Source organism: Vibrio sp. SCSIO 43137, assembly GCF_028201475.1.
Taxonomy (GTDB): domain Bacteria; phylum Pseudomonadota; class Gammaproteobacteria; order Enterobacterales; family Vibrionaceae; genus Vibrio.
In genome coordinates this window covers 464,488-478,656 of the sequence record NZ_CP116383.1, presented here as the reverse complement: position 1 = coordinate 478,656, position 14,169 = coordinate 464,488, and the positions used below count along the sequence as shown (strand labels likewise).

Here is a 14,169-nt window from a genome sequence, read left to right as displayed (position 1 = left end):
GTCTGGTATTAGCGTTGTAAAAGTGGTTGAATTTTTTTCTCAACCGCTTCCCTTGCACGGAAAATACGCGAACGTACTGTCCCGACAGGGCAATCCATTACCTCAGCGATCTCTTCGTAACTTAAACCATCTAGTTCACGTAATGTCACTGCGGTTTTCAAATCTTCCGGTAGCGCCTCAATTGCACTGAAAACGACGCTTTTCAGTTCCTTGGACAGCGTTAAGTTCTCAGGGTTCGAAATTTCTTTCAGTGCACTGCCCGTTTCGTAATATTCAGCCTCATCAGCATCCACATCTGTAGCGGGTGGTCTTCTGCCCTGCGCAACAATGTAGTTTTTCGCCGTATTAACAGCTATCCGGTATAGCCAGGTATAAAAGGCACTCTCGCCCCTGAAGTTTGGAATGGCACGATACGCTTTAATAAACGCTTCCTGAGCCACATCCTGAACATCACCTGAATTACCTATATAACGTGAGATAAGGTTACAAACTTTATTCTGATACTTAATCACTAACAGATTAAATGCCTGCTTATCTCCGTTTTGAACCCGCTCAATGAGTACCTGATCGGTCAACTGCTCGTTCATTCGAGCACATACTCCTATTGTTATCGCTCTTACCTTCTCAGATATGAGCATTAATTATGCAAAATGTAGTGTTGACACCACCACTGCCATGAGCACTATTGTGACTCTGATGCAGATAGAAAGTTCAACCCTTTCTATTATTTTTGGAATTTTATTACAAAGTGTGATGAGTTAATCATTTTTTCTCTGGAAACTAGGGAAATACTGGGGTCAGTTGATAGGAAAAGCAACTGTTTTACAAATCTCTGATGTGAAACAAATTTGCTGAGCTGTTAATTTAGCGACATAATCCACTGCGTTGGTAAGTTATTTGAAGCGCAATCTGGATTGCACTTGTTGAAATTGGGAAGTTGATTGTTTTATGAATACACACCAGGAACATCAATGTGATGTATTAGTCATCGGCAGCGGTGCTGCAGGACTTTCGCTGGCTCTCAGGGTAGCGAAACACGGTAAAGTTATCGTCTTAAGTAAAGGGCCGAGAAGTGAAGGGGCAACCTATTATGCTCAAGGCGGTATTGCTGCGGTATTCGACGAATCTGATAGCATTGAGTCTCACGTTCAGGACACTCAAGTCGCCGGAGCCGGTATCTGTGAAGAAGATACGGTAGAGTTTATCGCCAAGAATGCTAAAAAGTGCGTTCAGTGGCTGATTGACGGCGGTGTTCCTTTTGACCGGGAAGAAGATGACTCAGATGAGGCGCCACGCTATCACCTGACCCGTGAAGGCGGCCATAGCCACAGACGAATTCTCCATGCGGCAGACGCCACGGGTATGGCGATGCAAACCTCGCTGCAGGACAATGTTCACAACCACCCCAATATCACCATTCTTGAAAGACATAATGCGCTGGATTTGATCTCTGAAGATAAGGTTGGCGGCGACAAAAATAAAATTGTCGGTGCTTATGTCTGGAACAGAGAAATTGAACACGTTGAAACGGTCAGGGCTAAGTTTGTTGTTCTGGCTACCGGCGGCGCTTCAAAGGTATACCAATATACCTCTAACCCGGATGTCTCTTCCGGTGACGGTATTGCCATGGCCTGGCGTGCAGGTTGCCGCGTTGCTAACCTTGAATTTAACCAGTTTCATCCAACCTGCCTGTTCCATCCGGAAGCAAGAAACTTTCTGCTGACAGAAGCCCTTCGTGGTGAAGGTGCTTATCTGCGCAGACCGGACGGCACCCGCTTTATGCCTGACTTTGACGAAAGAGAAGAGCTTGCACCAAGGGATGTTGTGGCGAGAGCAATCGATTTTGAGATGAAGCGTCTCGGTGCTGATTGCATGTATCTGGACATCAGCCACAAGCCGGCTGAGTTTATAGAGAAGCATTTCCCGACCATACAAGTTCGTCTGATGGATCTTGGTATTGATATGACCAAAGAGCCGATCCCTATCGTACCTGCGGCGCACTATACCTGTGGTGGCGTTATTGTGAATAAGCAGGGGCATACAGATATGACAAACCTGTATGCTATCGGCGAAGTGAGCTATACCGGCTTGCACGGTGCAAACCGTATGGCGTCCAACTCCCTACTTGAGTGTGTGGTTTACGCCTGGTCTGCGGCAAAGGATATCTTAAAACAGTTAGACGACGCCGAGATGCCACCTGAGTTACCTGCATGGGATGAAAGTCAGGTTTGTAACTCCGATGAGGAAGTGATTATTCAGCATAACTGGCATGAACTCAGGCTGTTTATGTGGGACTACATGGGCATTGTCCGTACCGATAAGCGTCTTGAACGTGCTATGCGCAGAATTCAGATGCTTCAGCAGGAAACCCATGAGTATTACAGCAACTTCAGAGTATCGAATAACCTGCTTGAAATGAGAAACTTACTTCAGGTAGCAGAACTTATGGTGCGCTGTGCCATGCAGAGGAAGGAGAGTCGCGGGCTGCACTATACTCTTGATTATCCGGATCTGGCGGAAGAGAGTGGCGCGACTATTCTGGAACCTGAAAAATACCAGAACCGATAAGGTCGACAAATCAACTATTAAGCGACCGAAAATGGTCGCTTTTTTTATGCCTGTCAATCTGCTCAAGAAAGCACTTTAACTGGCGGTATTCAGCCTCATCACAACCATCTCTCCAGATAACAAAGCTTTCCCCTTGCTTAGTTTTCAACAGCAGAGCCAATGCGCTATAAAAGCGAATACAGTAGTCTACTTGTCCTTTGCTTTTTCCTGCACGAAATGAACCATCAGACTTGATACTTACTATTCCAGAGAAAATAAACCGTTCAGGGTAAATATAAGGGGAGAGGTAAACCAGTAACCACAAAGAGGCGATAAGGGGGAGAAAGGAAACCAAAACAGCCCAAACAACAATCAATAAACTAACAATATGAAAGCTAAGGGCTATTCCGGAAAATCTGACAGTAAGGTTAACGGACTTTACTGAGGTTGTGGGCAACAATTTTATCTACCATCGCGGCCAGCCTGTCATTGTCACTGCGGCCATGCTGCATCACCCAGGTAAACAGGTCAGGGTCATCACACTCCAACAGCGCAACAAAATCCTGCTGTTCCTGTTCAGTTAACTTCTCAAAACACTCCTCAAAGAAAGGCATGATGACAACATCAAGCTCCAACATTCCACGACGGCAGGCCCATTTTATTCTTGCTTTATCTTCAGCGCTATACATTGCGATTCCTCAATTCTGATATGACATGAGTGTATCAAGTCGTGCTCAGCTCAACCAGCCGAGAAATTCCGCTATGGTCACGATTTCTGAATTAACATACTTAATACACCCCTGCACTATTGCAGCCTGCTCAGCGGCAATTGCCGTTAATGAAAGAGAAGCCTTTCGCAAGACTTTTTCATGGATATAGAAAGTGACAGCGATTATAGTTAGCGGATATAAAAATAGTCAGCCAAGGTATCTAAATCATGAAATGGCAAGATAAATTCCTACCCCAGCCGCTCAATCAAGGGGAACAAGTTCCGGGCCTCTTTTGCGCTCACCTGACTTCGTGGAAGGCAATTCAGGCAACCGGAAATGATAGTAAAAGTTACCTGCAAGGTCAGCTCACCTGTGACATCGTCAAATTAGAAGCAGACAAGTCGACACTGGGCGCTCACTGTGATGCAAAAGGTAAAGTATGGAGTATTTTCCGTCTGTTTGCTCATAATCAAGGTTATGCCCTGCTGCAACACGCCTCTGCTGTTAATATCGCTTTGGCAGAGATAAAAAAGTATGCGGTATTTTCCAAGGTGGATATCAGCATAAGTGATGAAGTGGTGCTTGGTATCATGGGAGAGCAGGTACAGAGCTATATTAACACTATCTCAGAAGGTAGCGGTGATGTTCGTCAGCTTCAGAACGGCAAAGGCAGTTCAGTAAAAGTTGATGAATCGCGCTGGATATTGATTCTGGATCAGCAGAGTGCAGAAGAGCTGATTGCAGAGAATATAGCCACTGAAAACCATGCTTTCACTCTGACGGATGAAAGCATATGGGATAAATTTGATATTGAAAATGCCATTCCCAGAGTCACCTCTGACAATCAAAACGAGCATATTCCTCAGACATTCAACCTGCAAGCCCTTGACGGTATCAGCTTCAATAAAGGCTGCTATACCGGTCAGGAGACCGTAGCCAGAGCCAAGTACCGGGGTACAAACAAACGCGGTATGTTTATTGTTCAGAGTGAGCAGAGTATCCCAATGGCTGAGAAAATTATTCTGGAAAGAAGTGTCGGCGAGAACTGGCGCAATGCCGGACAACTTATCTGCCAGTATCAGTACGCTGACGGAAAATCCATCGGACTGATAATACTGCCAAACAATCTGGAAAGTGATGTCAAATTCAGGCAAGCGGATAACCCGGAAATTATCTGGTCACTTGTCGACACGCCCTACTCACTGGAAGACTAAGGCGAATATAGGGTGAGCGAGCTACAAACGCCTGTTACTGATTTATTAGCCCTCAGACAGGTGAGGTATCGTATTTTGCCTCACCGGACGCCGGCCGTCAGTGTTGAAGATGCTGCCCGGCAGAGAAGCATCTCTGCGCGGCAGATGGTTAAATCTATCCTGCTAAGAGATATGGGCGGCAACTTCGCCTTAGCCTGTGTGCCGGGAGATTGTGCTGCCGACCCGAAAAAAGTGAGGGCTCTGCTACAGTGCCGCAGAATGACCTGTGTATCTCTGTCTGACGTGGAGCAAGTGACCGGCTATCAACCGGGAACAGTAACTCCGCTTCAGTTGAAAACGGAGATGCCGGTGATATTCGATATGCAGTTTAAACCGATGCAACAGGTAACCATCAGCAGCGGAAGTAATATGGCCGGGCTGATGTTGGATCTGGACGACCTGATAGCCCTCTGTAATCCGGTTTTTGCCCATATCTGTAGGGACAAATGAAACCTAGTGCATGTATCATAGTCTAGAAAATCTTGTAATTCTCTCTCCATTACATAGATCTACTTCCCAAACCAGATAGCAACAAAAAGAATATTTATTCAATCAATAATGAATTTATATTCACACAACAGAAAATAGAGTATGCTCAGCGGTGCTTGCTTTACGGAAGCTTTGATCCTCTTTAATCAAAGAGTTCCGCAGGCAAGACCAAGGCTTAAGCAGACTAACTCTGAGCTTATAGCCTGTTGTGTAATGCATCTGTGACTATTAGCCCGCACAAAAACTGCGGGCATTTTTTTAATTTAGTTCTCCGCTGAAATTTACTTAGAACAAAACTGGTCTATTCTTAAACGGCAACCCTGCATAAGTGATTAAAATTTACTCAACAGCTAAATATGCACACAAATTATCGGAATATTCATATAAGCAACAACTAATTTTGAGGAGATGATCACGCTTAGATGGATAAAATACTTCTAATCTGATGATTTCAGCACAAATCACTAAGTTTGAGAGGTTAAAAGCAGTATTTCTCCGTTTTAGTCACAATTCCGTCATAGTCATTTTTGTATAATCTATGGCGCTTGATAAAAACAAAGGAAAAACTATGCGAATGTTTAAGCGCTATACGCCAAGTATGATAGCTAAACACATCAGTAGGCTCTTTAAGGGAAGAATATATATATACGGTATCGGAAAATTTGAGTTTGATAATGGCAAGTTAATCCTGCCTGAGCGGGCAGAGAAGCGTCACTTCAGAACCGTTAACGAGGTAAATCAGGAAATCATGAAACTACGCGGCTGCTACGCTTAAGTTTCACAGCAATTCAAAACCTGAATAATTAGTTAGAGACAAAAGGGTTGGCAAATGCCAACCCTTTTTCATTGTCGTTACCTATATAAAAGCCATCTATAAATCAGATGCAACGGACATAACAGCTTACTGAACTTTCTGTATACTACTCTGCTTGGCCAGCTCAGGTAGCTCTCCCTTCAGGCCCAGGGCGTGTTTCATGATTTCATCTTTCGCTCCTGGTAACTGACCGGCCAGTGTCATGCCGATTCCCCGAATCAGCTTTTTAGCAGGGTTACCGCCTTCAAACAGATCTTTAAAACCTTGCATTGCCGCTATCATCTTAGCCGCTTCCGCTTTTCTCCAGCGCTCATATCGGCGTAGATTATGCTTGCGGCCAATATCTTCGCCTGACTGCCATAAGCGGATAAGCTCTTGTGCCAGACTAGCGGCATCAAGCAGCCCCAGATTCACCCCCTGACCAGCTAACGGATGAATGGTATGAGCGGCATCTCCCACTAAGGCGATACGCTCCAAAGCAAAATCACGGGCATAGCGCATCTTCAGAGGATACACCTGCCGTTCTCCTACTACTGAGCAGAGACCAAGGCGCATATCAAACTCTGCACTCAGGCGTTTATTAAACTCCGCTTCCGGCATAGCCTGAAGCTGTTCAGCCCTGTTGGGATCCGTTGACCAGACAATGGAGCTCATATCCGGCTCGCTCATAGGCAGAAATGCCAAAGGCCCCATAGGAGTAAATGCTTGTCTGGCTGTCTTGCCGTGAGCATCAGAGGAACGAACATTGGCCACCAAAGCTGAATGGCCATAATCCCAATGGGTAAGAGGAATATCAGCTTGCTCCCTTACCCAGGAGTTCGCTCCGTCAGCACCAACCACCAGTTTCGCCGTTAAGGACTCACCGCTATCCAGAGTCAGCCAGGCCTCACTTTCACCTACTACCAGATTTTTACATCTGTCAGGCATAAACAGCTCAACGTTGCTCTGTTGCACTACCTGTTCAAGCAATGCCAGCTGAATCACTCTGTTTTCAACAATCTGACCAAGATTTGCCTGCCCCATATGCGTGGCATCAAACTCAATTCGGGCAAAGCTATCCTGCTCCCACACTTCCATAGCGGTATAAGGTGACATTCTGCGGTTTTCGATTCCCTGCCACGCGCCGACATTGCGGAGTATTCTCTCACTTGCCCTGCTTAGGGCTGATACACGTACATCAGGTAATTCTGTCAGTTCTTTTTTGGGTGTTACTCCCTCAATGACAGCGATACGCAGATCAGACTGCTTCAATGCGGAGGCGAGCGCCAGCCCGACCATACCACCACCAACAATTGCGATATCAAAACTTTGCATCATAATTTATCTTTCTACCAACCCCATTGTTCGTTTAAGTAGTGGCTCTTTTATAACCGGCACATTGTCCATAACGGACAGTGCCAGATTGCGGCCTGCACATAGCGGCAACCATTCATTTGAAAAAATACTGACCATTCCGGCAGTTAACCCTATTGTGTTTTTCCGGTCTTGGTATCGCCTGTTGCGATATGCCGATAAGCCCGAATACTGTCCGGGGTCTGCCTGACTGGCAACTTCTTCTACTAAAGAAGCGATATCCCTGATGCCCAGATTAAAGCCCTGCCCGGCTATAGGGTGAAGCAACTGACTTGCATTTCCTATTGCCGCAAACCTGTGATGAACCAACTTACGCTTCTTTTTAAGTACCAGAGGATAACTCGCCCTTTCACCGACTTTCTCTATGCAGCCAAGGCGCCAGCCAAATTCGGCCTGCAACTTAGACAAAAATGCTTTATCACTTAAAGCCAGGGTTGGCTCAACTTCAGGCGCAGCCTGACACCAGACCAGAGACATTCTGCCTTCAGACATAGGCAGTAGTGCCAGCGGACCATTGCGGGTAAAACGTTCATAGGCACGGTTTCGGTGCGCCTCACTAACTACAATATTGGCAATGATGGCCGTCTGCTGAAAATCATACTCTTGTTGCTCTATCTGCAACAAACGACAACATTCAGAATCAGCACCATCGGCAGCCACCAAAAGCTTGCCAGAGATCCATTCACCGGAACTAAGTCGTATTTTCTGAGCTGACGGCTCAGATTCAATCTCTTCAACTGAGTCAGGACAAAATAGGGTAATACCTTCTGTCTGCACTAATTTGTCAGTAAAAAGGCGTCCGACATCGGCCAGCTCAACCACATAACCTAAAGCAGCAACATCCCTCTCATGACAGCTAATCTCTGTCATTCCTGCATGTCCCTTGTCTGAGACATGGATATGCTCAATAGGCGTAGCAAGGTCCGAAAGCTCTTGCCATAGTTCAAACTGTTGCAGTAACTGCTGAGTGCCGTAAGAGAGCGCGATTGAACGAGCATCAAAGCCCGGATGGGCACTCTCCTGTACCGAATAGGGCTCAATAACGGCGATTCTGAGGCTGCTGTTTTTCTGCTTTAGTGCTAACGCCAATGTCGAACCTGCCATGGCTCCGCCGGCGATGATGATATCGAACTGTTTCATTGAATCCCTTAAATCAGTGAATCGTCGGGCTGCTCTCTTTGTTGTCCGGCTTCAAACCAAACTCAGCGTGAACCGTTAATACGCAGGCTTTTACATGTTCAATAACCTGCTCCAGCAAGTCGGCCTGCTCTTTCAGATCATCTTCTTCGTCGATGCCAAGTTTAGCAATCTCTTCAAGATCACCCAGAGCCTCTTTTACATCTTCCGCAGCGCCTTTAAGAGAAAGTCCCGCCAGCCCCAGTCCAGAGATAAAATGATTAACCCACTCACTGACAGAATCGGCAAACTCAATCAAATCACCTTCGCTATCGGCTAATAGCAGAGTCATATCCATTCCTGAGCCTGTCAACTCATCCACGGTAAACTCAAAGGTAGCATTGGCCAGTTGTAACGCTTTATCAGGCCAGCCCATACCATCGTTGGTATAGTCAAAAATCAGTGACTGCCAGCTCTTATCACTGACCGACACACCACCACTAATCATTCCTGCAATCAGGCCATGCATCTCAGAGGGGGTCAGGGAAATTGCGCTGGAATGAAGTTGAGCCAGAGTGATCTGATACTCAGGTAAAGTCTTTTTAGTCATTTTGCTATTATATCGGTTCAGGTTAGATGTTCTCTATACTAGCACTTCCTCTGTTCCGGCAAAATAATCAAACCGGATTAAAGCTTGAATCTTAGGGAGGCTTTTTCTATAGTGCACCCTCAATGGCACAACAGTCATTCTTAGTAGCGAGAAAAGAGTTCTGTCACCATGAGTAATCAAGCGGTTGAAGTTGAAATATTAGGTAAACTGACACGAGTTAACTGCCCTGCGGGTCAGGAAGCGTCGTTGCGTCAGGCTGCCAAAGATCTTGATCAACGATTGAAAGCCATGACGGAACGGACTAAAGTATCCAATACAGAAAAGCTACTAACCATTGCGGCTCTCAATGTCTGCTACGAGCTGCAACAGGCGCAGTTAGCAGAAAATGACAGCAAGCAGCAGATTGAAAAACGCATCGAACAATTAACTGCATCACTGGACGATGCATTAAGTAATGTAAACTCAGACAACTAACAGTTTGTCTGAAAGCAAGGATTGCGGCACCAAGTTTTACCCTGGGGTGTTTGTCAGCAGGATTCAAGTCCCTGAGCCGATAAGCAATACCTAAGGGTTAGTACTTGATAGCTATTGAGCAAGCTCGGCCCGTACCGAGAAGCCTACGGTTATCATTGCTGATCCGCCTTGAACCAGCTGGTTCAAGGGCCATTAATCCTCAACGGCACTCTGGGGTACTCATTTATGCAAGATTTACGTTCCACCATACGTAAACAAGTCCGTAGTAAACGTCAAAACCTCTCTTCCCTGAATCAAACCATCGCAGCTGAAGATGCACTGTCACAAGTTAAAAACTTCTCTTTACTGGCACAGGCAGAGAATATCGCCATTTACCTTTCCGCCGATGGCGAACTGGATACTCACCCTATTATTGAGTGGCTCTGGCAGGCAGGGAAAAAAGTCTATTTACCGGTACTGCACCCTTTTTCCAAAGGTCATCTTCTGTTTATCCGCTATGAAGCTGATACGCCCATGACAGAGAACCGCTTTAATATTCAAGAGCCGCAGCTTAACGTCTGCAAAGTCATCCCTCTGTCTGAACTGGACATTATTTTTACCCCTCTGGTGGCTTTCGATAACAGCGGGCAACGTATGGGAATGGGCGGAGGCTACTATGACCGCAGCCTTGAACGCTGGTATCAAACCGGGTTCGGTGCAGTTCCTGTCGGCTTAGGGCACGATTGCCAGCAGATAGATGAAGTGCCTTCTGAGGATTGGGATGTCCCTTTGCCCTATATCATTACCCCATCAAAAACATGGCAATGGGAAATTCCTCATTAAATCGCTATAATCCGCCTGTTTTGCAAACTTATTTAACCTGTTCTGGAGAATGAAATGACACAAGATGAAATGAAAAAGGAAGCCGGCTGGGCTGCACTAAAATACGTTGAGGCAGGAAGTATTGTCGGTGTAGGTACAGGCTCGACTGTAAAACACTTCATCGACGCACTTGGCACAATGAAAGATGACATTAAAGGTGCAGTGTCTAGTTCAGTAGACTCAACAGAGAAGCTAAAAGCCCTTGGCGTTGAAGTATTTGACTGTAACGAAGTCGATAAACTTGATGTTTATGTTGATGGTGCCGACGAAATTAACCCGGCCAGAGAGATGATCAAAGGCGGCGGTGCAGCATTGACACGTGAAAAGATTGTTGCGGCTATCTCTGACAAATTTATCTGTATCGTTGACGGAAGCAAAGCAGTAGACGTTTTAGGTGCATTCCCGCTTCCGGTAGAAGTTATCCCGATGGCCCGCTCATACGTTGGCCGTGAACTGGTTAAACTAGGTGGTGATCCTGCTTACCGTGAAGGCGTTGTCACTGACAACGGCAACATTATTATTGATGTTCACGGACTGGAAATCACTAACCCTAAAGAGCTGGAAGATAAAATCAATTCAATTGCTGGTGTTGTAACAGTCGGGCTATTTGCTCACCGTGGTGCCGATGCCGTTATTACCGGTACTCCTGAAGGTGCAAAAATAGAAGAGTAACTCTATCTTCGTTAACAAAAAATTACAAATACAGTAATCAAATTACGAATGGCACTAATAAGTGCCATTTTTTTATCTCTTATGCTGTAATTTTCTTACCCATAATGGTTTTTTTTTGATAGTTTATTAGGCAGACAAGTGCAGATGGTTGAATCGGTTTATAAGTCAGGTAAGGGCTTGAGGTAGACTTATAATCATTGCGCTGTGAAAAACATTCCATTTTAAGGACGAAGACAAATGGCCAAAGTATCACTGGAAAAAGACAAAATTAAAATACTGCTTTTAGAGGGACTTCACCCATCATCAGTTGAAGTTTTAGAAGCAGCAGGCTACACCAATATCGAATACCACAAGGGCTCACTTTCTGAACAAGAGTTGCTTGAAGCCGTAAAAGATGTCCACTTTATCGGTATTCGTTCCAGAACCCATTTGTCAGAAAAAGTATTTAGTGCAGCCAATAAACTGGCTGCTGTCGGTTGTTTCTGTATCGGAACCAATCAGGTTGACTTAAAGGCCGCCGCCAAGAAGGGCATCCCGGTATTTAATGCACCATTCTCAAACACCCGCAGTGTTGCAGAACTGGTTCTTGGCCAGATCCTGCTACTTCTGCGTGGTATTCCTGAAAAAAATGCCCTTGCTCACAGAGGCATCTGGAAAAAAAGTGCCGAAGGCTCTTTCGAGGCAAGAGGAAAGCGCCTCGGTATAATCGGTTACGGTCATATCGGTACTCAGTTGGGCATTATTGCTGAAAACCTCGGCATGAAAGTCTACTTCTACGATATTGAGAACAAACTTTCACTGGGTAACGCTACTCAGGTTCATACCATGGGTGAACTGCTCAGTAAATGTGACGTTATCTCCCTGCATGTCCCTGAAACGGCTGAAACCAAAAACATGATGGGTGCAGAAGAGTTTGCCCAGATGAAACCGGGAGCGGTATTTATCAACGCCGCCAGAGGCACAGTAGTGGATATTCCGCAACTATGCCATGCCCTTGAAGCCGGTCAGATTGGTGGTGCGGCTATTGACGTGTTCCCAGTAGAACCAAAAACCAATGCCGACCCTTTTGAGTCACCACTGACTAAGTTCGACAATGTAATCCTGACTCCACACGTAGGTGGTTCAACTCAGGAAGCACAGGAGAACATTGGTGTGGAAGTTGCCGGTAAACTGGCTAAGTACTCAGATAACGGTTCTACCCTGTCCAGTGTAAACTTCCCTGAAGTATCTCTGCCTTCTCATAAAGGAGCATCACGTTTGCTGCATATTCATGAGAACCGCCCCGGTATTTTGACTCAGATAAACACCATTTTTGCAGAAGATGGTATTAACATTGCCGGTCAGTACCTGCAAACTAATGCCAATATCGGTTATGTAGTGATTGATGTTGAAGCCAGCCGCTCAGAAGAAGCACTGGTAAAACTTAAGAACATTGACGGTACTATTCGTGCACGTCTACTGCACTAATTGGCTTTCAAGCTAAGAATTGAGTAGAGCCCCGCTTGCCGGGGCTTTTGTTATTCAGCGTTATTTAATCCTGTAGGTCACATTAACCGAGTCACGAATAACAATTTCCGCATCCTGATAAGTTGAAGCAGCGCCCATTTCACTGCTCATCGCCATCGCTTTATACATGGCAGGTCTCTCTTGTATCTGGTTATAACTCACCTTCCAGACACCATCTAACTGAGAGTTAAAACCCTTAGCCAGAGAAGCCGCTTTGGCGTTAGCATCCTTTATCGCCGCCTGACGCGCCTTCTCCTGATAACTTTCTCTCTCTTTCACTTTTAGTTGAATGTTATCTACCCGGTTGATTCCGTCTCCTAAAGCACCGTCAAGATAAGTATTCAGCTTTTCCAGATCCATTACAGTAACGGTGATACTTCTTGAAGCCCGGTAGCCCACCAGCTCAGATACACCCGATTTTGGGTAGTGGTACTGAGGGGAGAGATACAGGTTACTGCTGACAATATTCTCTTTCTTAACCCCTTCACTAGTAAGGCGCTGTACAAATGCGGCAATGACATCATCAACCCGCTTCTTTGCCTGCTCAGCCGTCAGCGTTAACTCTTCGATTTGAACGGTAAATTCAGCCATATCTGGTTTGGCGGTTACCTCCCCGTAGCCTGTGGTTTCAATATGGGGAAAGCTTGGATCGGCCGCAACTGAACTGACGGAAAACAAACAGAAAAACAGAGTAACTATTAGAGGAATTTGTTTCATTAAAGATGACCTTTTAGTTAACGGAACATTTTTACCTGTCTCTACATCTTAGACATTTTTTTGCTGTTAAGAAGTTTAAAAGCCTATGTTTGACACAACTTTAACCCGGAGTTGGACAACTACTGAGGCAAATAGTTTTTCGCGTAATCCACAATTGAGTCAGACAGCTCTTTTAGCAAGCCACTATCCAGTTGCCAGTGATGCCAGTAGATTTTATGAGGAATACTAAACTCCGGTGTGATATTCACCAACAGCCCGGATTCCAGCTCCTGCTCAATCTGAGGCCGGGGGATCAAGCAATATGCGGTTCCTAACAGTGCCAGCTTAACAAAGGCTTCTGAGCTTCTTACTGTATGCTTAACAACATTACTGACCGACAAACCAAAATGCTGCCGGATAAAGGTTTCATGCATATGATCATACTGGTTAAACACCACTGCCGGTGCTTTTAATAGGGCTTCCCTTGAGACCCCATCCGGAAAATAGCGCTGGTAAAACTCCGGGCTGGCAACACACAGATACTCCATAACCCCGAGGTATTCTGCACTACAACCGGGAATGGGTTTCGCATCAATACTGATTGCCCCGACAACCTCTCCGCTTCTTAGCTTTTCTAAGGTTCTGTTTTCATCATCAACAATCAGATTCAGCTCTATCTTACTGTTGTGTAAAAGTTCACTCACGCTGGGCAGCAGCCAGGTTGCCAGACTGTCTGCGTTGGTCGCGACTGATAAGGTCTGGGGAGACTCACTCTCATTAGGCTGAAGCTGAGGAATAAGATCCTGCTCCAGCAGGCAGACCCTACGATAGAGAGCCAATAATTTTTTACCTGACTCTGTCGCCTTTGGCGGCTGTTCCCGAATCAATACCGGCTGAGCAAGCCACTTTTCCAGTTGCTTAATTCTCTGTGATACTGCCGACTGAGAGATATACAACTCTTGCGCCGCTTTCTCAAAACTGCGCTGATTTATTACCGCATCAAGTGCTTCAACCCATCTGTAATCCAGGCCCCGCATCCTTATCTCCCACCATCATTAGAAGAACTTA

At 45.7% G+C, this 14,169-nt stretch carries 16 protein-coding genes and 1 other RNA gene; 9 read left to right on the top strand and 8 right to left on the bottom strand.

Going from position 1 to position 14,169, the window contains the following annotated elements:
- Positions 1–8 precede the first annotated feature (8 nt).
- On the bottom strand, positions 9–587 hold the full coding sequence (gene rpoE, locus PK654_RS02415) for an RNA polymerase sigma factor RpoE (protein WP_271697482.1): 579 nt from the start codon (positions 585–587) through the stop codon (positions 9–11).
- 361 nt (positions 588–948) lie between these two features.
- Between rpoE and nadB the strand changes: the two genes are divergently transcribed.
- Positions 949–2,568, top strand: a complete 1,620-nt coding sequence (nadB, locus tag PK654_RS02410) for an L-aspartate oxidase (RefSeq protein ID WP_271697481.1) — start codon at positions 949–951, stop codon at positions 2,566–2,568.
- Between the two features lie 10 nt (positions 2,569–2,578).
- On the opposite strand, the gene PK654_RS02405 is transcribed toward nadB, so the two are convergent.
- Together PK654_RS02405 and PK654_RS02400 are read right to left on the bottom strand one after the other, a co-directional pair.
- Positions 2,579–2,923 carry a hypothetical protein gene (locus tag PK654_RS02405; RefSeq protein ID WP_271697480.1) on the bottom strand — a complete coding sequence of 115 codons (345 nt, stop codon included), beginning with the start codon at positions 2,921–2,923 and terminating at the stop codon, positions 2,579–2,581.
- 52 nt (positions 2,924–2,975) lie between these two features.
- On the bottom strand, positions 2,976–3,236 hold the full coding sequence (locus PK654_RS02400) for an FAD assembly factor SdhE (protein WP_271697479.1): 261 nt from the start codon (positions 3,234–3,236) through the stop codon (positions 2,976–2,978).
- Between the two features lie 248 nt (positions 3,237–3,484).
- On the opposite strand from PK654_RS02400, the gene ygfZ reads away from it, so the two are divergent.
- The 3 genes from ygfZ to PK654_RS02385 all read left to right on the top strand — a co-directional run bounded on the left by ygfZ (position 3,485) and on the right by PK654_RS02385 (position 5,774).
- Complete coding sequence (ygfZ, locus tag PK654_RS02395; protein WP_271697478.1) at positions 3,485–4,471, top strand: tRNA-modifying protein YgfZ; 987 nt, start codon at positions 3,485–3,487, stop codon at positions 4,469–4,471.
- A gap of 12 nt (positions 4,472–4,483) precedes the next feature.
- A complete protein-coding gene (locus tag PK654_RS02390; protein ID WP_271697477.1) occupies positions 4,484–4,960 on the top strand; it encodes an aminoacyl-tRNA deacylase in 477 nt (158 codons plus the stop codon).
- A 607-nt stretch (positions 4,961–5,567) separates the two neighbouring features.
- Positions 5,568–5,774 (top strand): DUF1107 domain-containing protein, encoded by a 207-nt coding sequence (locus tag PK654_RS02385; RefSeq protein ID WP_271697476.1) that lies wholly within the window; start codon positions 5,568–5,570, stop codon positions 5,772–5,774.
- A 126-nt stretch (positions 5,775–5,900) separates the two neighbouring features.
- Here PK654_RS02385 and PK654_RS02380 read toward each other — a convergent pair whose 3' ends face one another.
- The 3 genes from PK654_RS02380 to PK654_RS02370 are packed head-to-tail and all read right to left on the bottom strand — an operon-like array spanning position 5,901 to position 8,892.
- Positions 5,901–7,130 (bottom strand): FAD-dependent 2-octaprenylphenol hydroxylase, encoded by a 1,230-nt coding sequence (locus PK654_RS02380; protein WP_271697475.1) that lies wholly within the window; start codon positions 7,128–7,130, stop codon positions 5,901–5,903.
- 3 nt (positions 7,131–7,133) lie between these two features.
- Entirely contained in the window at positions 7,134–8,306 is a 1,173-nt protein-coding gene (ubiH, locus tag PK654_RS02375) for a 2-octaprenyl-6-methoxyphenyl hydroxylase (RefSeq protein ID WP_271697474.1), read from the bottom strand.
- 13 nt (positions 8,307–8,319) lie between these two features.
- Complete coding sequence (locus tag PK654_RS02370; RefSeq protein ID WP_271697473.1) at positions 8,320–8,892, bottom strand: YecA/YgfB family protein; 573 nt, start codon at positions 8,890–8,892, stop codon at positions 8,320–8,322.
- A 168-nt stretch (positions 8,893–9,060) separates the two neighbouring features.
- On the opposite strand from PK654_RS02370, the gene zapA reads away from it, so the two are divergent.
- The 5 genes from zapA (at position 9,061) to serA (ending at position 12,366) form a co-directional block, all read left to right on the top strand.
- Entirely contained in the window at positions 9,061–9,366 is a 306-nt protein-coding gene (gene zapA / locus PK654_RS02365) for a cell division protein ZapA (RefSeq protein WP_271697472.1), read from the top strand.
- A gap of 35 nt (positions 9,367–9,401) precedes the next feature.
- A non-coding RNA gene (gene ssrS / locus PK654_RS02360) (6S RNA) lies at positions 9,402–9,587 on the top strand.
- A 4-nt stretch (positions 9,588–9,591) separates the two neighbouring features.
- Positions 9,592–10,188, top strand: a complete 597-nt coding sequence (locus PK654_RS02355; RefSeq protein WP_271697471.1) for a 5-formyltetrahydrofolate cyclo-ligase — start codon at positions 9,592–9,594, stop codon at positions 10,186–10,188.
- A 54-nt stretch (positions 10,189–10,242) separates the two neighbouring features.
- Positions 10,243–10,899, top strand: a complete 657-nt coding sequence (gene rpiA, locus PK654_RS02350; protein ID WP_271697470.1) for a ribose-5-phosphate isomerase RpiA — start codon at positions 10,243–10,245, stop codon at positions 10,897–10,899.
- Positions 10,900–11,136: 237 nt separating this feature from the next.
- A complete protein-coding gene (gene serA / locus PK654_RS02345; protein WP_271697469.1) occupies positions 11,137–12,366 on the top strand; it encodes a phosphoglycerate dehydrogenase in 1,230 nt (409 codons plus the stop codon).
- Between the two features lie 60 nt (positions 12,367–12,426).
- Here serA and PK654_RS02340 read toward each other — a convergent pair whose 3' ends face one another.
- Complete coding sequence (locus tag PK654_RS02340) at positions 12,427–13,122, bottom strand: oxidative stress defense protein (protein ID WP_271697468.1); 696 nt, start codon at positions 13,120–13,122, stop codon at positions 12,427–12,429.
- A 119-nt stretch (positions 13,123–13,241) separates the two neighbouring features.
- Positions 13,242–14,138, bottom strand: coding sequence for a LysR family transcriptional regulator ArgP (locus PK654_RS02335; RefSeq protein ID WP_271697467.1), 897 nt, complete (start codon positions 14,136–14,138; stop codon positions 13,242–13,244).
- Positions 14,139–14,169 lie beyond the last annotated feature (31 nt).

Coding starts and splice junctions, on each gene's coding strand:
- rpoE (WP_271697482.1), bottom strand. CDS start 587: ATGAACGAGCAGTTGACCGATCAGGTACTCATTGAGCGGGTTCAAAAC.
- nadB (WP_271697481.1), top strand. CDS start 949: ATGAATACACACCAGGAACATCAATGTGATGTATTAGTCATCGGCAGC.
- PK654_RS02400 (WP_271697479.1), bottom strand. CDS start 3,236: ATGTATAGCGCTGAAGATAAAGCAAGAATAAAATGGGCCTGCCGTCGT.
- ygfZ (WP_271697478.1), top strand. CDS start 3,485: ATGAAATGGCAAGATAAATTCCTACCCCAGCCGCTCAATCAAGGGGAA.
- PK654_RS02385 (WP_271697476.1), top strand. CDS start 5,568: ATGCGAATGTTTAAGCGCTATACGCCAAGTATGATAGCTAAACACATC.
- PK654_RS02380 (WP_271697475.1), bottom strand. CDS start 7,130: ATGATGCAAAGTTTTGATATCGCAATTGTTGGTGGTGGTATGGTCGGG.
- ubiH (WP_271697474.1), bottom strand. CDS start 8,306: ATGAAACAGTTCGATATCATCATCGCCGGCGGAGCCATGGCAGGTTCG.
- PK654_RS02370 (WP_271697473.1), bottom strand. CDS start 8,892: ATGACTAAAAAGACTTTACCTGAGTATCAGATCACTCTGGCTCAACTT.
- zapA (WP_271697472.1), top strand. CDS start 9,061: ATGAGTAATCAAGCGGTTGAAGTTGAAATATTAGGTAAACTGACACGA.
- PK654_RS02355 (WP_271697471.1), top strand. CDS start 9,592: ATGCAAGATTTACGTTCCACCATACGTAAACAAGTCCGTAGTAAACGT.
- rpiA (WP_271697470.1), top strand. CDS start 10,243: ATGACACAAGATGAAATGAAAAAGGAAGCCGGCTGGGCTGCACTAAAA.
- serA (WP_271697469.1), top strand. CDS start 11,137: ATGGCCAAAGTATCACTGGAAAAAGACAAAATTAAAATACTGCTTTTA.
- PK654_RS02340 (WP_271697468.1), bottom strand. CDS start 13,122: ATGAAACAAATTCCTCTAATAGTTACTCTGTTTTTCTGTTTGTTTTCC.
- PK654_RS02335 (WP_271697467.1), bottom strand. CDS start 14,138: ATGCGGGGCCTGGATTACAGATGGGTTGAAGCACTTGATGCGGTAATA.